Origin of the sequence: Pseudomonas sp. xss_2 (genome assembly GCF_043104195.1) — a bacterium.
GTDB lineage: Bacteria > Pseudomonadota > Gammaproteobacteria > Pseudomonadales > Pseudomonadaceae > Aquipseudomonas > Aquipseudomonas urmiensis.
Genome location: NZ_JBICKL010000112.1, coordinates 63420 through 81823 on the forward strand (window position 1 = coordinate 63420; position 18404 = coordinate 81823).

Here is an 18404-nt window from a genome sequence, read left to right on the forward strand (position 1 = left end):
CAACAAGAGCGCTTCGGATGTCCCTCAAGCCCATGCTTCGCCCTTTGAACGCGCAACTGCTGCGCGCCGGTCTCGTGTTCGTCCTCGGCTTGCCTGGCGCAGGCTGGGCAGAGGATGCGCCGCGGCGTAGTTATCAGATTGCGGCGGGCAGCCTGAGCAATGCCTTGACCCGCTTTGCCGGCCAGGCCGGGGTCAGTTTGTCGGTGGACCCGGCGCTGGTAGCCGGGCGCAGCAGCGCCGGGTTGCAGGGCGAGTTTGCCGTGGAGGAGGGCTTCAATGCACTGCTGCGCGGCTCGGGCCTGATGCTGGTCGCGGCGGGTGCGGGCAGTTATACCCTGGCCCGCCAAGCGCTGCAGGATGACCCCGCGCATGTGCTGCCCAGCACCACCATCAATGGCCAGGGCCAGGGCGCTGGCGACGATGCCTACGCCGGCGGGCAGGTGTCACGGCGCGGCAAGCTGGGCATGTTGGGCGAGCGTGATTTCATGGAAACCCCGTTCAGCATGACTTCGTACACCAGCGAGGTGCTGCAGAACCAGCAGGCCAGGACCCTGGCCGACGCTGTGGCCAACGACCCCTCGGTGCGCACCACCAACCCCTCTGGCGGGCGCTTCGAGCAATTCTCGGTGCGTGGCTTCAGCCTGTACAACAGTGACGTCGCCTACGGTGGCCTGTATGGCGTGCTGCCGACCTATTCGATCGACATGGAGATGGTCGAGCGGGTCGATATTCTCAAAGGCCCCGGTGCCTTGCTCGGCGGCCTGGCGCCCAATGGCAGTGTCGGCGGTGGGGTTAACATCGAACCCAAGCGCGCCGGCGACGCGCCGCTGACCGAGTTCACTGCGCTGTACGCCTCGACTGGCCAAGGGGGCGGCCATATCGACATCGGCCGCCGCTTCGGCCCAGAGCAGCGCTTTGGCCTGCGTTTCAACGGCGTGCGCCAGTCGGGCGATACCGAGTGGGATCATCAATCCGTCGAGCGCGAGGCGTCGGTGCTCGGTTTCGATGTTCGCGGGGAGCGAGCCCGGCTGTCGCTGGATGTTGGCCATCAGCAGCGCGATGTCGACGGCACGATGGAACGCGTCAGCTTGAATGCAGGGGTGAAGGTGCCGGATGCCGAGGACGTTCACAGTAACTTCGCCCAGCCATGGACCTATTCGCGGGCCAAGGACACCTTCGGCGCCTTGCGGGGCGAGTTCGATGTCAACGACAACTTGATGCTCTACGGCGCGCTGGGTGCGCGCAAAGGCGACTATGACTTTTTGCGTCACGCTGTGCAGCTGGTCAACGATGCCGGGCGCTTTACCGTCAGCCCCAGGACCTTCCAGCGCGAAGAGGAGGTGGTCACTGGTACTGTCGGTGCGCGCAGCTGGTTCAACACGGGTGCCGTGGGCCATACCGTGAACCTCAGCCTCAATCGCTTCGACATGACCTTCGACAACAGCGGGGCTCGCTACCGCAATGGCGTGAGCAATCTGTTCGACCCGGTGACCCTGCCCGCGCCGGGCACGCCGACCCGCGCCGATAATCCGACACACACCGAGACTGTGCTTTCCAGCCTGGCCTTGGCCGATACCTTGAGCTTTGCCGATGATAGCGTGCTGCTAACCCTCGGCGCCCGCCTGCAACGGGTGGAGGTGAACAGCTCCGAGCCTGGCGAACAAGACCAGGTCTACGATGAGCGCGCCACCTCGCCGGCGCTGGGGTTGGTCTGGCGCACCAGCGAGCAACTGTCGCTGTACCTCAACTATATGGAAGGCCTGACCCAAGGCCAGCAGGCACCGGAGACGGCAGCCAACTACGGCAAGGTATTTGCGCCTTATCGCAGCAAGCAGGTCGAGCTCGGCGCCAAGTACGACCTGGGCAGCTTCGGCGCTACGCTCAGCCTGTTTCGCATCGACAAGCCGTCCTACTACACCGACAGCCAGAACAACCTGCGCGCCGACGGCGAGCAGCGCAACCAGGGCCTGGAGCTCAATGTGTTCGGTGAGCCGCTAGCCGGCGTGCGGCTGTTGGGCGGCGCGATGTTGCTCGACGCCAAACAGACCCGCACCGCTGAGGGCCGCTTCGACGGCAATCGCGCCATTGGTGCGCCCGTGGTCAATGCCAACCTGGGCGTTGAGTGGGATTTGCCCTACGTCCAAGGCCTGACCCTCAGTGCGCGGGCGATCCACACCAGCAGCCAGTACCTGGATGCGGCCAACCAGCAGAAAGCCGAGGCCTGGCAGCGCTACGACCTGGGCGCGCGCTATGCGCTCAAGTTGGGCGACAAGGATGTGACCCTGCGCGCCAGCGTCGAAAACGTGTTGGACAAGGCCTACTGGGCCTCGGCCAACGTTCCGGAGGGCACCGCCACCGGCCTGACCCTGTCCACGCCACGGACCTGGCTGGTATCGGCCACCGTTGGCTTCTGAGTCAGCCAGCGCATGGGTTAAGTGTTTCAGACTGTAGCTCGATGGAATCGCGGCACAGCGTTGCAGTCTCACTGCTAACGCTTGCGGCGATCATGCCCAACGCCATCCCAGCCATGGAGAAGACTGATGAAAACCCTGTTGATGACTGCATTGCTCGCCAGCGCAGGCCTGGCCCAGGCGGCGCAGACCGTAGAGCTCAAGCTCGCCGGAGCCGATGGCCCGGGTAAGTCGATTGGCACCGTGAGCATCGAGCAGAGCAAGTATGGCGCGGTGCTCACCCCCGACCTCAAGGACTTGCCGCCAGGCGTGCATGGCTTCCACCTGCATCAAAAGGCCTCCTGCGCGCCGGCAGAAGAAAACGGCAAGGCGGTTGCTGCAGGTGCAGCCGGTGGCCACTTGGATCCAGAGGCAACCAATGCGCACAAGGGGCCGTACGATGACAGCGGCCATCGCGGAGACCTACCGGCGCTGTATGTCGGCGCCGATGGCAAGGCCACCTACCCGGTACTGGCGCCGCGACTGAAGCTTGCCGATTTCAAGGGCCATGCGCTGATGGTGCATGCCGGCGGCGACAACCATAGCGACCATCCGGAAAAACTCGGTGGAGGGGGCGCGCGGGTTGCCTGCGGTGTCGTCGAGTAAGCGCAACGGGCCGCATTAGCGGCCCGTTCTTTTTCAGGCTTGCAGCACGCGGAAGCCGTGGGTGCCATCGCGCTCCAGTTGCGCGATCAGGCCGAACTCCCAATCCAGGTAGCCCTGCATGGCTTCACGCGGGTTATCGGTGCCTTCATAGGGGCGGCGATAGCGATCGGTGCGGGGCACGGCCAGATGGCTTTCGCCGCTTTCCAGCGCCAACCCTGCGCTGATCCAGCGGGCGGTGCCGCCTTCGAGCAGATAGACTGGCTTGCGCGTCAGTGCTTGCAGGTCGACCGCAGCGAAGCGCGCCAGCAGGCTGCTGCCGCAGGTCAGAACATAGCGCTCGGCGACCGGCAGTTGCTCCAGCGCTGCCGGCAGTTGGGCGCGGATGGCCCAATGGGCGCCGGGGATGTGCCGCTTGACGTAGTTGGCACTGGTGGTGAAGTCGAGCACCACGGTGCCTGCCTCTTCAAGCCAGCTGGCCAGCTGGTCGACGCCAATCTCGTTGACCTGGGGCAGGGCAGGCAAGGGCGCTTGCCAATCGCCGCGCTCGCTCAAATCGGCTGGGCGAAGGTCATCGAGCACGGCCACCTGCCAACCCAGCTGCGCCAGCCACGAGGCGCTCATGTTGGCGCGCACGCCGTCATCGTCGAGCAACACGATCCGCGCCCCACGCACGCTGGCGACATGATCGGTTTCCTGCACCAACTGGCCACCTGGCACCGAGCGGCTGCCGGGCAGGTGCCCCGCTGCATATTCCTCTGGGGTGCGCACGTCGAACAGGTAGGTGGTGCGCGCGGTTTCAGCCTGCCAGATGTGCAAGCCCTGCAGGTCGAGGCGCAGCACGCCCGCTTTGTCAGCCACCTGGCGCGCTCGCTGCGCTGCGTTGCGGCGGGTGCTGTCGCTCACTTCGCTGAACTGCCGCGCTTGGCCGTGGGCCAGCTGTTGCCCGGCCAGGGTCCAGCCGATGGTGCCATTGCGCAGGGCGGCTACCGGGTTGGGGATGCCAGCATTGAGCAGGGATTGGGTGCCAATGATGCTGCGTGTGCGCCCTGCGCAGTTGACGATGACCTGGGTGTTGGGATTGGGCGCCAGCTCAGCGACGCGCAACACCAGCTCTGCTCCCGGCACACTGATGCCACCAGGAATGCTCATGGTCTGGTACTCATCGAAGCGGCGGGCGTCGAGCACCACCACATCGGCCTTGGCATCGAGCAGTGCCTGGACCTGTTCGGCGGCCAGCGACGGCGTGTGCCGAACGCTCTCTAGCAGTTCGCCAAAGGCCTTGCTCGGCACGTTGACGTCACGAAACAGCTCACCACCCGCCTCGCGCCAGCCGGCCAGGCCGCCTTCGAGCAGGGCGACATCGCTGTAGCCGAGCGTCAGCAGGCGCTTTGCAGCGATGGCGGCCAGCCCTTCGCCGTCGTCGTAGAGGGTAATGGCGGTATCGCGGCGCGGCACGCGGGCGTAGATCTCCAGCTCCAGCTTCGACAGCGGGATGTTGGCGGCGAACAGCGGGTGGTGTTGGGCGAACGGATCCTCTTCGCGCACGTCGATCAGCGCCAGCTCTTCGAAGGCCAGCAACGCACGGCGGATGTCAGGGTAACTGCGGGTGGTGAGTGTGCTCATGGGGCGGAGTTCTCTTTGGACAGGTCCCAGATATTGGGCAGTTGGCTATTGCAATAGCCGGAAATGAAGGCTTTCTCGCTGCCGTCCACGGCGTACACCGCACGCTGTACCGCACCGATGTTGGCGCCGTAGACGTGGATGCTGATCGACACTTGGTCGGCGAAGGCATTGCTCACCTGGTGGATGTCGCCAATGCGCGGCGAGACCGCTTCTACCTGGCCAGGGTCCAGGCGTATCGGCGCACCCACAGCTACCAGGGGGCCCTGTTCGCTTTGGGCAAACCCCTGGGAGTACTCAGCGCCGCGCAGCATGCCGATCAGCCCCCACACCCGGTGGTCGTGGATCGGCGTGCGCTGCCCGGGGCCCCAGACGAAGCTGACTACCGAGAAGCGCTGGCGCGAATCGCAATGCAGCAAGTATTGCTGGTAACGGTCCGGGTCAGGCTGGGCCAGCGCCTCGGGCAGCCAGTCGTCGTGGGCGACCAGGCTGCGTAGCAAGGCTTGGCCCTGGTCGAGCAGGGTGGCTTCGTCGGGGTGTTGTTCGAGCAGCTCGGAGAGGGCGCCGATGAACTGACGCAGGCGCTCCAGGCGTAACGGTTGGCTCATGGTTCAGGCTCGCTCTGACGGTTGAAGGTAACCCTAGCAAACCCTCTTGATATTCTCAAAATGCAAAATGTGCATAAGCTAATATGCAAATACTGCATTTACAGCGAGGCGATTTTGTTCTGAAATCTACGCATGTCGAATGCATGAGGTTATGCCTAAAACGAATTTCACAAGGCAAGACCAAGTCGATAACTTATAAGCATTCGATTATTTAGATTTAAAAAGCATATCTCTCTTTCGCCAAGCTAAGGTCCTTCCCATGAGCGTTCAATTCATCGGCATGATTGGCCATCGGCTGTCCTCGGAGATCCTCGCCCCGCAAGGGCCGATCTTCGACAAGGCCTACATCACCCAGTCTGCGCGCATTCACGAGCAGGCCGGCTTTGACCGCATTCTGGTCGGCTACTGGTCGGATCAGCCGGACGGCTTTCTGGTCACCGCACTAGCCGGCCAGGCGACTTCGCGCATTCACTTCCTGTTGGCCCATCGCCCAGGGTTCGTCGCGCCGACCTTGGCCGCACGCAAGCTGGCGACGCTTGAGCATCTGCTCGATGGTCGCTTGGCGGTGCATGTGATCAGCGGTGGTAACGACGTCGAGCAGCGCAAGGACGGCGACTACCTGGAGCATGATCAGCGCTACGCGCGCACCGACGAGTTCCTCGATGTGGTGCGCAAGGTCTGGACCAGTGAAGCGCCGTTCGATCACGCCGGCACTCACTATCAGGCGCAAAACGCCTTCTCGGCGATCAAGCCGCTGCAACAGCCACACTTGCCGATCTACTTCGGCGGCTCGTCCCCCGCCGCCCTGGCGGTGGCCGGCAAGCACGCCGATGTGTTCGCCCTGTGGGGCGAGTCGCTGGAGCAGACCGCCGAGACCATCGCTGCGGTGCGCGAGCAGGCTGCGCAGCATGGCCGCGAGGTGCAGTTCAGCGTGTCGTTCCGGCCGATCATTGCCGCCACCGAAGAGGCCGCCTGGGCCAAGGCCGAAACCATCCTTGGCCAGGCGCGCCAGCGCATCGAGCAGGCCGGTCCGGTGATTGCCAACAAACCGCAGAGCGTCGGCGCCCAGCGCCTGCTCGAGACCGTGGCCAAGGGCGATCGGGTCGATGAGCGGCTGTGGACCGGCATCGCCGGATTGGTCGGCGGTGGGCACAACTCCACCGCGCTGGTCGGCACGCCGGAACAGGTGGCCGATGCCTTGCTCGCTTATTACGAGCTGGGCGTCAGCACCTTCCTGATCCGAGGGTTCGATCCGCTCGCCGATGCCGAGCAATACGGCCGCGAGCTGATTCCGCTGACCCGCGCCAAAGTCGCTGCACGCAACGCCTGAGCCCTTTTTCTAATCGATAGCGACGAGACCGCACGCGCGGATCGCCACCTGCTGTGTCGCAAGCGACACCTGGAGACGAACGTGCGTTACCTGAAAACCTGGGCCGCCGCTGTGCTGGCCACCACCCTGAGTGTCAGCGCCGCCGCGCAGACCCTGGTCGTCGGCGATCAGAGCTTCAATGCCCGCGCCGTGATGGAAGCGGCCGGGGTGCTCGACGACTTGCCGTATACCCTGGAATGGAAGCAGTTCACCGCAGGCTCGCCGGTGGCCGAGGCGCTCAACGTCGGCAGCCTCGATATCGGCCTGCTGGGCGATGCGCCGCCGCTGTTTCTCGGTGCTCTGGGCGCGCCGATCAAAGTGATTGCAGTGACCCGGCAGAACCTTGGCGGGGTGGCCATCCTGGCGCGCAAGGACTCCTCGATCCACAGCCTGCAAGACCTGCGCGGCAAACGTGCGGCGATCTGGAAAGGTTCATGGAGCCAGCAGCTATTGTTCAGCGCGCTGGACAAAGCCGGCGTCCCGCGTGACTCGCTGGAGCTGCGCTACCTCAGCGCGCTGGACGCCTCGCACGCGCTCGATGGCGGCTCGGTCGATGTGATTGCCACCTGGGAGCCCTATGTCACCCAGCAGGAGCGCCAGGGCGCGCGGGTGCTGGCGACCGCCGAAGGGCTGATCCCGGCGCAGAGCTTCGTGGTCGCCAATGCCAAGGCAGTCGACAGCAAGCGGGCGCAGATCAACGATTTTCTCCAACGGATGAAAAAGGCCCGTGACTGGACCTTGAAGGATCCGGCCAACACCGAAGCCTATGCCGATGCCTGGGCCAAGCGCACCCGCGCCGACCGCGATATTGCCCGGATCTGGTTCGCCCGTGCGCGTACTGAGCTAGCGCCACTTAGCCCGCAGGTGATCGTCGATGCGCAGAAGACCGTGGACTTCTTCGCAGGCCTTGGGCTGATCAAGGCCTATCCAGCGGCCGACCTGTTTGACAGCTCGTTTGCCGCCGCACTGCAACCGGCCACCGCGCAGGCCAAGCCATGAACAGCCTGCGCCTGGGGCTTGGCGACGCCCGTGAGGTGATCGCCGGTGGGCTGTTTTTGTCCTTCGCCACGCTCGGCGTGGTGCTGGCCAGCGATTATCCGCTGGGCTCGGCCATGCGCATGGGCGCAGGTTACTTTCCATTGCTGGTGTCGGCGGTCTTGGGCGTGCTGGGCGTAGCCCTGCTGCTGCGCGGGTTGACCGTGCGCGTCGAGGCGCAGGCAGGCGGCACGCTGTTCAGCTGGCGGCCGGGGCTGTTGGTCAGCGGCAGCATCCTGGCCTTTGCCTGGTTGCTGCCAAGCCTGGGCCTGGCCCTGGCAACGCTGCTGATGACCGTACTCAGCGGCCTGGCCCGACGCCAGGCGCGCGTCGGCGAGCTGGCGCTGCTGGGCCTGGCGCTGGGTGCGTTCAGCGTACTGGTGTTCGCCTACGGCCTGGGCTTGAACCTGCCCGTGCTGCCGACTTGAGAGACCGACATGGAACTGCTCAACCACCTCGGCCTGGGCTTTGAGGCCGCCTTTACCCTGAACAACCTGCTGTACTGCCTGATTGGCGTCACTCTTGGCACCCTGGTCGGTGTTCTGCCAGGCCTGGGGCCGGTGGCGACCATCGCCATGTTGCTGCCGATCACCTATGGCCTGAGCCCCGCAGCGGCGCTGATCATGCTGGCGGGGATTTATTACGGCGCCCAGTACGGCGGTTCGACCACGGCCATTCTGGTCAACCTGCCGGGCGAGTCCTCGTCGGTGGTGACCTGCCTGGACGGCCACGCGATGGCGCGCCAGGGCAGGGCGGGTGCGGCCTTGGCGATTGCCGCGATCGGCTCGTTCGTGGCCGGCAGCCTGGCGATCCTGTTGCTGGCGGCGGCGGCCACGCCGTTGGCCGCCTTCGCCTTGAAGTTCGGCCCAGCCGAGTACTTCTCGCTGATGCTACTGGGGTTGGTCGCAGCCATCGTGCTGGCCCAGGGTGATTTGCTCAAGGCCTTGGCCATGACCATCCTCGGCCTGCTGCTAGGGCTAGTGGGTAGCGACGTCAATTCGGGGATGGAGCGCTTCACCTTCGGCCTGCCGCAGTTGTCTGACGGCATCAGTTTCGTGGTGATCTCCATGGGCCTCTTCGGCATCGCCGAGATCATCGCCAACCTTGAGCGCGAACAGGCCGGCAGTAGCCAGGTAGCCCCGGTTGGCCGCCTGTTGCCGAGCCGCGACGACTATCGCCGCTCGTGGAAGCCGATCCTGCGTGGTACGGGCTTGGGCGCGCTGCTGGGGATCTTGCCTGGGGGGGGCGCCATGCTCGGCGCGTTCGCCGCCTACCTGGTGGAAAAGCGCCTGGCCAAGGATCCGTCGCGTTTCGGCCAAGGCGCCATCGAAGGCGTCGCCGCGCCAGAGTCGGCCAACAACGCCGGGGCACAGACCTCGTTCATTCCGATGCTGGTGATGGGCCTGCCCTCCAACGCGGTGATGGCGCTGATGGCGGGGGCGATGATGATCCACGGCATCGTTCCCGGCCCGCAGGTGATCGACGAGCGCCCAGAGCTGTTCTGGGGGCTGGTGGTGAGCATGTGGATCGGCAACCTGTTGCTGCTGGTACTCAACCTGCCGTTGGTGGGCATTTGGGTGCGGCTGCTGCGGGTGCCGTACCGGCTGCTGTATCCGGCGATTTTGCTGTTTTGCTGCATCGGCGTGTACAGCCTCAACAACAGCCTGTTCGACGTGGTGCTGAGCATGGCCTTTGGCCTGCTGGGGTATCTGTTCATCAAGCTGCGCTGCGAACCGGCGCCACTGTTGCTGGGCTACATCCTCGGGCCATTGCTGGAAGAGAACCTGCGCCGCGCGATGCTGCTTTCGCGCGGCGATGCGACGGTGTTTTTCACCCGCCCCTTGAGCCTGACCCTGCTGGTCATCACTGCGCTGATGGTGTTGCTGCTGCTGTCGCCGCGGCTGCGGGCCACGCGCAAGGTGGCTTTCAGTGAGGACTGAGGGGGCTGCTAGGGCGTCATCGTGGGGCAAGCCCGCTCCTACGCAAGCAGCGCGGTGTGGGCGCGGGCTTGCCCCGCGATAGCGCCAGAAGGGCTGTAACAGACCATCAAACCACATCAAAAAATGATCAAAAAATGAGCCAGCCATGAACCTAAAGAAACTCATCCTCGCCACCCTGGCCCTAAGCGCCGCCACCCTGGCCCAGGCCGACAACTGGCCCAGCCACCCACTCACCCTGATCGTGCCATTCCCCCCAGGCGGGGCCGCCGACACTGTTGGCCGCTACTACGCCGAACAGCTCTCGACTTCCCTTGGCCAACCGGTGGTAGTCGACAACAAGCCCGGCGCCGGCACCGCGATCGCCGCTGAAGCCGTCGCCAAAGCCAAGCCCGATGGCTACACCTTGTCACTGGCCACCGCTGGCCAGTTGGCGATCCTGCCCAACTTGCAGGCAGTGCGTTACGACCCGATCAAGGACTTCACCCCAGTGGCCGTGTTGGCCTCGGTGCCCAATGTGGTCGCGGTAGGGCCACAAACCAAGATCGACAGCCTGCAGGCGCTGATCGACCAGGCCAAGGCCAAGCCCGGCGCACTGAGCTATTCCTCCTGCGGCAATGGCACGCTCTGCCACCTGTCTGGCGAACTGCTGAAGAACCTGGCCGGGGTCGACCTGCTGCACGTGCCGTACAAAGGCAGTGCTCCGGCCGTGACCGGGTTGCTCGCTGGTGAGGTGGATGTCGCCGTCGACACCCTGACCGTGCTCGCCCCGCAGATCCAGGCCGGCAAGCTCAAGGGCCTGGTGCTGACGAGTGCCGAACGCTCACCGCTGCTGCCCTCGGTACCCAGTGCCAACGAAGTCGGCTTGCCTGGCTTCGTCGCTTCCGGCTGGTTCGGTATCGTCCTGCCCAAAGGCGCCGAGCCGGCACTGGTCGAACGCCTGAACAACGCCATCGAGGTGATTGCCGACAAGCCAGAAACCGCCGAGCGCTTCGGCCAGCAGGGCATCAGCGTCGAGCGCAGCAGCCCGGCCGGTTTTGCCCAGGTGATCGCCGCCGACAAGGCGCGCTGGGGCGAGGTGATCCGCACCGCCCAGGTTCATATCGAATAAGCCTCAGGAGCCGATCAGCCATGCGCAACCGACAGATCAAACTGGGCGCCCTGACCATGGGTTGTGGCGGCCCGGGCCGGCACAATCTATGGCTCGACCCTGAGCTGCCAGCCGATGCCAGCGTCAACATCGACTGGTACATCGACATTGCCCGTCAGGCCGAAGCGGCCTTGTTCGACCTGATGTTCATCGTCGACAGCCAGTACATCACCCCCGGCTCGCCGTCGCATTACCTCAATCGCCTGGAGCCGCTGACCCTGCTCTCGGCGCTGGCGGTCAGCACCCGTCACCTGGGCCTGGTCGGCACCCTGACCACCTCCTACAACGAGCCGTACAACGTCGCCCGGCGCTTGGCCTCGCTGGACCTGATCAGCAAGGGCCGCGCAGGCTGGAACGTGGTCACCAGTGGCGATGCCGGCACGGCAGGCAACTATGGCCGCGACGAGCACTATGACTACGACACCCGCTACGCGCGGGCGCAGGAGCATGTCGAGGTGGTGCAGGGGCTGTGGCGCTCCTACGAGGACGATGCGTTTCCCCGTGATCGGCGCACCGGCCGGTTTCTCGATCCGAGCAAGCTGCATGCCTTGAATCATAAGGGCACGCACTTTTCGGTAGTGGGGCCGCTGAACATCCAGCGCTCACCCCAGGGCCAGCCGGTGATTTTCCAGGCTGGCGACTCCGAGCAGGGGCGGGCGCTGGGCGCGGCCACGGCCGATGTCATCTTCACCCACGCCGCCAGCATCGAGCAGGGGCAGGCGTTCTATCGCGATGTCAAAGCCCGCGCCCAGCGCCTGGGGCGCGATCCGGAGCAACTGCTGGTGTTGCCCGGCGCGGAAATCTATGTCGGCGACACCGATGAACATGCCCGCGAAATCGAGCGGCATTACCATCAGCTCGATCACAGCTTCGAACTGGCGCTCAAGGAGTTCGGGCGCAATTTCGGCTGGCACGACTTCAGCCAGTACGAGCTGGATGCACCTTTCCCGCAACAGAGCCTGGAATACGCGCGCAGCAGCTTCTTCACCAATGCCAAGCGCATTGCCGAGCAGGCCCAGGACAAGGGCTTGAGCCTGCGCCAGGCGGTCGAGTTCGGTCGCCAGCTGCGCCCAGGGGCGTTCGTCGGTTCGGCGCAGAGCGTGGCGGCGAAGATGACCGAATGGTTCGAGGCGCGGGCGTTGGATGGCTTCAACATCTACATCGGCCATCCGGAGCAGTTGCGCCGCTTTACCCAGGAGGTGGTGCCATTGCTGCAAGAGCGTGGGGTGTACCGAACGGCCTATGAAGGAACGACCCTGCGCGAGAGCCTGGGGCTTGCGATTCCCCGTTTCAGCGCCAGCTGACGTCAGCCTGCGACGGGCTGGCGCTCAGCGCGCCTGCCCCGAACGGCGCTCGCGCAAGGCCTTGGCTACTTCGGCTTCGACTGTGTAGGCCGGCGCCTCCAGCTCGTCGTAGTTGCGCGTGTAGCGCCGGGCGAACTCTTCCACGCCCAATTGTTGATACTGCTGCACATGCTTGAGCTCGTGGGCCCACAGCGCGACATTGTCGTCGGCGTCCTGGGCATGGCGAAAAATGATGGTGTCGATCAGGGTCACCGCGTTGACATCAGGGTTTTGCAGCAGGGCATTGGCGGCGCTGATTTGCTGTTCATTGCCGACCCGAAAGCGCGCAGCATCGAGCACGGCGAAGTCGTACCAGCTTTCGAGCTGGGCACGGATATGCAGCGGGATTGGCTCGGTGCCCTGGGTGTTGGCTTCATCACGCGCCTGGCGCAGGGCGAAGACCAGGCTGGAGGAGGCCATCAGCTCGACATCCTTGAGGATCTGGCCGGCCTGCCCAGGGTCGATCGGCGCGCAGAAACAGCCCATCAGGCACACCTGGTACTGCCCTGGCGGGCACGCGTTATCGGCTGCGGCGGGCAACGCCAGGGTCAGGCCCAGCAGCAGGCTAGCGCGTTTCATTCAGCGCCCTGCCAACCAAGCTGCGGCTGGCCTCCAGGACCTGGCCTTGGACCTCTGCGCTGGCTAGCATGCGCCCGACCACCAGCGCACCGACGCATTGGCTGATCAGTGCCCAGGCCAGCTCGGGGTCTTCCAGGGTGGTACTCCAGGCGCTGTGCAGGGCCACCAGCCAATGCTCGGCTTGTTCGCGTACCGGCAGCTCGGCGCGGGCGATCTCCACGCCAAGCGGCGGCAATGGGCAGCCGCCCTCGGCATCGCGCAAGTGGGCCAGGCTCAGGTACTGCTCAAGGCAGCGGGCCAAACGCTGGCGGTCGGCGCCGCGCTCGGCCAGGCGGGCGAGAGGGCTGTTGCTCAGCTCGCGGCGCACCACTTCGGTGAACAGATCGTCCTTGGAGGCAAAGTGGTTGTAGAAGGCGCCGCCGGTCAGGCCGATGGCGTTCATCAGCCCGGCAACGCCCGTGGTGGCAAAGCCGCCGCGCTTGGCCAGCGCGCCGCTGCTGGCCAGCAACTTCTCGCGGGTCTGCTGCTTGTGTTCAGTGGAGTAGCGCATGTGAAAACCTCAGCGCGCGGGCTTGACGATGGGGGCGATCATAACATAGCGTTCGTTTACTAAATGATCGTTCATCAATGGAGGTGTGCGTGACAGAACAACAAAAAGTCGTGCTGGTGATTGGTGCCGGTGATGCCACGGGCGGCGAGATCGCCAAGCGTTTTGCCCGCGAGGGCTACATTGCCTGTGTCACCCGGCGCAGCGCCGACAAGCTGCAGCCCTTGGTGGACGAGATCCGCGCCAGCGGCGGTCAGGCGCATGGGTTTAGCTCTGATGCGCGCAACGAAGAACAGGTGGCGACGCTGATCGAAACCATCGAGCGCGATATCGGTGTCATCGAAGCGTTTGTCTTCAATATCGGCGCCAATGTGCCATGCAGCATTCTCGAAGAGACCCCGCGCAAGTTCTTCAAGATCTGGGAGATGGCCTGCTTTGCCGGATTTCTCACCGCCCAGGCGGTGGCCAAGCGGATGGTCAGCCGCGAGCGCGGCACTATCCTGTTTACCGGCGCCACCGCCGGCACCCGCGGCGCTGCAGGCTTTGCCGCCTTCGCGACGGCCAAGCACGGCTTGCGGGCGCTGGCCCAGAGCATGGCCAGGGAACTGGGGCCGCGCAATATCCATGTCGCCCACGTGGTGGTGGATGGTGCGATCGACACCGCGTTCATCCGCGACAACTTCCCTGAGCGCTACGCCCTTAAGGACCAGGACGGCATCCTCGATCCTGCCCATATCGCCGACAGCTACTGGTTCCTGCATGCCCAGCCGCGTGATGCCTGGACCTTCGAGCTCGACCTGCGCCCGTGGGTCGAGCGCTGGTAAACCCTTCTCACGAACAAGGACAGCAGCATGAGCAAACGTGTCGAGTTTTTCTTCGATTTGGGCAGCCCGGCCAGTTATCTGGCCTGGACCCAGCTGCCGGCACTTTGTGCGCGGCATGGCGCCGAGTTGGCGTATCGGCCAATGCTTCTGGGCGGGGTGTTCCAGGCAACCGGCAATGCCTCGCCGGTGATGGTGCCGGCCAAGGGTAAGTACATGTTCGTCGACCTGCAGCGTTATGCCGAACGCTATGGGGTGCCGTTTGGCCTGCCGCCGGGGTTCCCGATCAATACCCTGGGCTTGATGCGTGGGCTGGTTGCCACCCAGTTGCATGCACCTGAGCGATTCGAGGCGTTGCTGGCGGTACTGTTCAAGGCGCTCTGGGCACAGCGGCTCAATCTGGGTGATGCGCCGGTGCTCGATGCCACGTTGGACGCCGCTGGCTTCGATCCGCAGCAGTTCCGCGCGTTGGCCAGTCAGGTCGAGGTCAAACAGGCGCTCAAGCAGGTGACCGAAGAAGCGGTGGCGCGTGGCGTATTTGGCGCGCCGACCTGCTTTGTCGAGGGGCAGATGTTCTTTGGTCAGGACCGCTTGGATTTTGTCGAGCAAGCGCTGGTGTGAGCGGTCTGGGTTGATTCGTCAGTGGCGGCCTCTTCGCGGGCAAGCCCGCTCCCACAGGGCCCGCGCTGATCTGTAGGCTAGCGGGCTACCTGTAGGAGCGGGCTTGCCCACGAAGAGGTCGCTGCTGAATCAACTCAAATCAGCCGCGCCAAACCGGTTGCAGGGCTTCATCCAAAGCCCAGTGGCCCTCACCGGGCTGCAACCGCACACCGCCCACCCAGCGCTCGCAGCCGATCATGTCCAGGCCATAGGCTTGCCCGGCCAAGACCTGCTCACCCAGGGCTGTAAGGCTGATGGTGCGCTGCGGCCAGGCGAGCTGGGCATCGGCCTGGTCAATCAGCGGTCGAGGGCCGTCGATCAGTGGCCGCAGCAAGGCATAAAACATCATGTCACCGAGAAACGGCAGCGGCTCGCGCTCCATCATCAGTACCGCAAACACCTTGCCCATCGGCATCGGTCCTTGATCGCGCAGAATCTGCAGGGTCAGGCGCTCAGTCAACGACAGCCCGTCGTTGATCCCGGGCAACTCCTGCAATTGGCGCAGCAGCGCTGGGCCGAGCAGCGGCAGGGCGGCGTGGCGAGCATGGGCGAGTGCCGCCCACGCCTGTGGTGAGGGGGCGCGATACGCAGCCCATGCGTCACGGGCCAATATCAGCATGGCAGCGTCCACTGGCCTGCGCTGGGGCCACAGCCAAGCCAGCACTTCGGGCGCCAGTTGGCCAATGCCGATAAAACGCTGCACCCCGGGCACCTGGTCGATGGCGATCAGGCTGAGGTTCTCCGGCACCTGCTCAGGCTGGGCCAGCACCCGCAGCAAAAACAGCTGGTCATAGGCGTCGGCTTCACACCAGAGCACACCGGGCATGCGCTGACTCAAGCGGGCCAGGGCGGCGTACTCATTATCCTGGCGCTGGCGGGCTTGCTCAGGGGCAATATTGAACGCGTGGCTGATGAAATTTGCCCGTACGGCGCGGTAGCTGGGGCCATCGAGCTGTGGCACTGGGCCCATGCACAGCGGGTCGGCGTACATCTGCAACTGGCCTTTGAAACCGGCCACTCGCAGGCTGTGCTGGATGTCGTTGCCGCAGCGCCAATGGCAGGTGTCGGGCGTGTCGCTGGCGACGAAGTCAGGGTGCTTGAGGGCAAAGGCGAGGGCGTCGCAGTGGGCCTTGAGCTTGGGCCAGCTGGCAAAGCCCAGATCGCGCGCGATCAGGTATTGGGCATCGGCCAGGCGCGGCGGACGCTGCGGGTCGAGGCTGCGCAGACGCTCATCGGCCTGGCCACTGCGCAGGCGCTGCAGCAGTTCTTTGGCACGTTTGCGTTGTTGCTCGAGGTTGAGGCGGCCGTTGTCGGGCTGGGTAGTAACAGACATGCGAACTCCTTGGCGAGCCTTGTCCGCTGTCAGGCTGGAGTCGTCATGGGCGATGTTCCAAGCAGGTTCCTGGGCGCAGCCCTTTCCGCGGACGGGAGGCGTCGGAGTGCGCCGCTGGCGACTATAAGCGCCCGGCGCTGGCGGTTCAAGCCTGGGCTAACAGGCGCTCGATCTGGGTGCGCTCCCAGAGGCTCAGCAGGTCGACTGGATTGGTGCCGTAGCGCTGCCAGCGCTCGACCGACCCTTCAACCCCTTGCGGGCTGCGGCAATGCAGGCAATGGGCAAGCCCTTCGCCGTCGAGCACCAGGGTCAACTGCCAGCCGCCGCTCTCTATCTCGATTTGCCCGCTGGGGTGGCGGGCTCGGATGTCTACAGGCTGTACGCCAAGCGCAGCATCACGCAGGCATTGATAGACCTGGCGGCTGGTCGGCGCATCCATGGCTTGGGTCAGAAGTTGGCCGGGGTGTTGGCGCTGATGATCTCGGCCTCGTCCTGGCCGATGTTCTTGAAGCTGTGCGCCAAGGTGGTGGGGATGTAGTAGCCATCGCCAGAGTTGAGCACGCTGACCTGGCCATCGACCCACAGCTCGATGGTGCCACGGGTCACCAGGCCACATTCCTCGCCTTCGGCGTGAACGATCGGCTCGCCCGAGTCCGCACCTGGGGCATACAGCTCACGCAGCATGCGCATCTGCCGGCCCTCGACGCTGGCGCCGACCAGCAGCATGCGCAGGCCGTTGCGACCCAGGTCGGGCTGCTCGCCGCCACGGAACACGAAGCGCTCTTCGCGCACCGGCTCGTCGAAGCTGAAGAACTCGGCCAGGGACATGGGGATCCCTTCGAGCAGTTTTTTCAGGGAGCTGACCGAAGGGCTGACGCGGTTCTGCTCGATCTGCGAGATGGTCGAGTTGGTCAGGCCGCTGCGACGAGCCAGCTCCCGCTGGGAGAGGTTGTTGCGTTCACGCACCAGTTTGAGTCGTGTCCCCGTGTCCATAGCCGCCTTTTTTAACTGAAAGAGTGTGCAGGTGAAGTGTTTTCACAGGTGTAAAAAATAATAAGCGACGCATTAAAACACACTCTTGGCGGTCACGCGCAGTGCTTGTCAGCGGCGCGGCTCAGCGGGCATTGGCCACAGCCCGACCAGCAGCAACAACACCGCCACGGCGACGAACGGCAGGCGTGGATCAAGGGCGTAGACCAGGGTTCCGGCCAGCGGCCCGATCACCGCGCCCATGCCTTGGGCGGCGCCAATGGAGCCGGCAGTGGCGCCTTGTTCAGAGGCGTGCATGGCATTGGCGGCCAACGCCGAGAACGCCGGGAAGACAAAGCCCATGCCGGCGGCGGCGATGAAGAACGAGGCCCATAGCCACTCGGCACTGCCCGCCAGCGCCGCGGTCGCGAAGCCCAGGGCTGAGATGCTGGCGCCCACCCGGATCATCTTCAGCGGCGGCCACTCCAGCCGGCGCAGGAGGATCTGCGACAGCATCAGCGCCACGCCGACCGTGGTCAGGGCGATGCCAGCAGCCTGGGCGGCTTCGGTCGAGCCCAGTTGCAGGCGGTCGAGGGCAAAAAAGCCGACGGTGATCTGCGACACCGTCACGCTGAGCATGGCGCTGAATGCCACCAACAGTGGCCGGCGCAGGCGTGGGTCGGCCAGGCGCACCGGGTTTGGCGCATGGACCTGCGCCAACGGCTGGGGCTTGAGCTTGAACAGCAGCACCACGAACGCCGTCGCTGGTAGCAGCGACATGATCCAGAACGGCATGCTCAGGCTGTGCCGGGCCAGCAGCGCCGCCACGGCAGGGCCGAGCACCAGGCCGACGGCATTGGCCGCGCCCAGCGCAGCCATGGAGCGGGCGCGCTGCTGCGGTTCGACGTGGTCGGCAACCAGGGCGTTAGCCGCCACCGGTAAGGCCGCGTAGAAGGCGCCGATCATGCCGCGCGCCAGCATCAGGCCGAGAAACGCCAGTGACGCCCCCGGCAGCCAGCGCAGGGCGCCGTCGATGAACAGGCACAGCAGCCAATAGGCCAGGGTAAAACCAGCACTGCCCAGCAGCAGCACCCGGCGCCGGCCATAACGGTCGGCGGCGCGCCCCCAGGGACGGGCGAGCATCACCCAGACCACCCCGGCCACGGTCACCGCGGCGCCGGCTTGCCAGGTGGCCAGGCCGAGCAAGCGGGCGATCGGGCCGATCAGGGCGACGAAGGCCATCATCGACATGGTGCAGGCCATGTTGACCAGCAACAGTGGGCGCAAATCCAGGGTGCTGGCGGGTTTCAGAGAAGCAGGATCCTTTGCGGCATTCATGGGCAGTCCAGGGCGATACGACGAAATGAGCGTCGATGT

18 protein-coding genes are annotated in these 18404 nt (G+C 65.0%); 10 read left to right on the forward strand and 8 right to left on the reverse strand.

From position 1 onward, the window contains the following. Positions 1–17: 17 nt before the first annotated feature. Positions 18–2414 (forward strand): TonB-dependent siderophore receptor, encoded by a 2397-nt coding sequence (locus tag ACF8K2_RS25255; protein ID WP_392468555.1) that lies wholly within the window; start codon positions 18–20, stop codon positions 2412–2414. 126 nt (positions 2415–2540) lie between these two features. Further along, entirely contained in the window at positions 2541–3056 is a 516-nt protein-coding gene (gene sodC / locus ACF8K2_RS25260; RefSeq protein WP_392468557.1) for a superoxide dismutase [Cu-Zn] SodC, read from the forward strand. 33 nt (positions 3057–3089) lie between these two features. On the opposite strand, the gene ACF8K2_RS25265 is transcribed toward sodC, so the two are convergent. After that, the gene (locus tag ACF8K2_RS25265) at positions 3090–4679 is read right to left on the reverse strand and encodes a rhodanese-related sulfurtransferase (RefSeq protein WP_392468560.1); all 1590 of its coding nucleotides are present in this window, start codon (positions 4677–4679) and stop codon (positions 3090–3092) included. Beyond that, positions 4676–5284 carry a cysteine dioxygenase gene (locus ACF8K2_RS25270; protein WP_392468562.1) on the reverse strand — a complete coding sequence of 203 codons (609 nt, stop codon included), beginning with the start codon at positions 5282–5284 and terminating at the stop codon, positions 4676–4678. Before ACF8K2_RS25270 ends, ACF8K2_RS25265 begins: the two co-directional genes overlap by 4 nt. Before the next feature lie 259 nt (positions 5285–5543). On the opposite strand from ACF8K2_RS25270, the gene ACF8K2_RS25275 reads away from it, so the two are divergent. The 6 genes from ACF8K2_RS25275 to ACF8K2_RS25300 all read left to right on the forward strand — a co-directional run bounded on the left by ACF8K2_RS25275 (position 5544) and on the right by ACF8K2_RS25300 (position 12079). Further along, complete coding sequence (locus ACF8K2_RS25275) at positions 5544–6614, forward strand: LLM class flavin-dependent oxidoreductase (RefSeq protein ID WP_392468563.1); 1071 nt, start codon at positions 5544–5546, stop codon at positions 6612–6614. Positions 6615–6695: 81 nt separating this feature from the next. Continuing rightward, positions 6696–7652, forward strand: a complete 957-nt coding sequence (locus tag ACF8K2_RS25280; RefSeq protein ID WP_392468565.1) for an ABC transporter substrate-binding protein — start codon at positions 6696–6698, stop codon at positions 7650–7652. Then, positions 7649–8116 carry a tripartite tricarboxylate transporter TctB family protein gene (locus ACF8K2_RS25285; RefSeq protein WP_392468568.1) on the forward strand — a complete coding sequence of 156 codons (468 nt, stop codon included), beginning with the start codon at positions 7649–7651 and terminating at the stop codon, positions 8114–8116. The genes ACF8K2_RS25280 and ACF8K2_RS25285 overlap by 4 nt, the downstream gene beginning before the upstream one ends. Positions 8117–8125: 9 nt before the next feature. Continuing rightward, entirely contained in the window at positions 8126–9628 is a 1503-nt protein-coding gene (locus tag ACF8K2_RS25290; protein WP_392468571.1) for a tripartite tricarboxylate transporter permease, read from the forward strand. 145 nt (positions 9629–9773) lie between these two features. Continuing rightward, positions 9774–10736, forward strand: coding sequence for a Bug family tripartite tricarboxylate transporter substrate binding protein (locus ACF8K2_RS25295; protein WP_392468574.1), 963 nt, complete (start codon positions 9774–9776; stop codon positions 10734–10736). 20 nt (positions 10737–10756) lie between these two features. Beyond that, positions 10757–12079: an LLM class flavin-dependent oxidoreductase gene (locus tag ACF8K2_RS25300; RefSeq protein WP_392468576.1), complete on the forward strand. Its 1323-nt coding sequence runs from the start codon at positions 10757–10759 to the stop codon at positions 12077–12079. Between the two features lie 24 nt (positions 12080–12103). Here the strand turns inward: ACF8K2_RS25300 and ACF8K2_RS25305 are convergent, their stop codons facing one another. After that, positions 12104–12697: a DUF4157 domain-containing protein gene (locus tag ACF8K2_RS25305; protein WP_392468579.1), complete on the reverse strand. Its 594-nt coding sequence runs from the start codon at positions 12695–12697 to the stop codon at positions 12104–12106. After that, positions 12684–13247 (reverse strand): TetR/AcrR family transcriptional regulator, encoded by a 564-nt coding sequence (locus tag ACF8K2_RS25310; protein WP_392468584.1) that lies wholly within the window; start codon positions 13245–13247, stop codon positions 12684–12686. Before ACF8K2_RS25310 ends, ACF8K2_RS25305 begins: the two co-directional genes overlap by 14 nt. Positions 13248–13336: 89 nt before the next feature. Here ACF8K2_RS25310 and ACF8K2_RS25315 point away from each other — a divergent pair, with 89 nt between their 5' ends. Beyond that, positions 13337–14068, forward strand: coding sequence for an SDR family oxidoreductase (locus ACF8K2_RS25315; protein WP_186553469.1), 732 nt, complete (start codon positions 13337–13339; stop codon positions 14066–14068). Positions 14069–14095: 27 nt separating this feature from the next. Next, the gene (locus ACF8K2_RS25320; protein WP_392468587.1) at positions 14096–14686 is read left to right on the forward strand and encodes a 2-hydroxychromene-2-carboxylate isomerase; all 591 of its coding nucleotides are present in this window, start codon (positions 14096–14098) and stop codon (positions 14684–14686) included. A 139-nt stretch (positions 14687–14825) separates the two neighbouring features. Here ACF8K2_RS25320 and ACF8K2_RS25325 read toward each other — a convergent pair whose 3' ends face one another. The 4 genes from ACF8K2_RS25325 to ACF8K2_RS25340 form a co-directional block, all read right to left on the reverse strand. Next, positions 14826–16058, reverse strand: coding sequence for a DUF1835 domain-containing protein (locus ACF8K2_RS25325; RefSeq protein WP_392468589.1), 1233 nt, complete (start codon positions 16056–16058; stop codon positions 14826–14828). 145 nt (positions 16059–16203) lie between these two features. Then, positions 16204–16497, reverse strand: coding sequence for a hypothetical protein (locus ACF8K2_RS25330; RefSeq protein WP_392468592.1), 294 nt, complete (start codon positions 16495–16497; stop codon positions 16204–16206). A gap of 8 nt (positions 16498–16505) precedes the next feature. Next, on the reverse strand, positions 16506–17051 hold the full coding sequence (locus tag ACF8K2_RS25335) for a cupin domain-containing protein (protein ID WP_186553465.1): 546 nt from the start codon (positions 17049–17051) through the stop codon (positions 16506–16508). A gap of 108 nt (positions 17052–17159) precedes the next feature. Next, positions 17160–18365 carry an MFS transporter gene (locus tag ACF8K2_RS25340; protein ID WP_392468594.1) on the reverse strand — a complete coding sequence of 402 codons (1206 nt, stop codon included), beginning with the start codon at positions 18363–18365 and terminating at the stop codon, positions 17160–17162. Between the last annotated feature and the right edge of the window lie 39 nt (positions 18366–18404).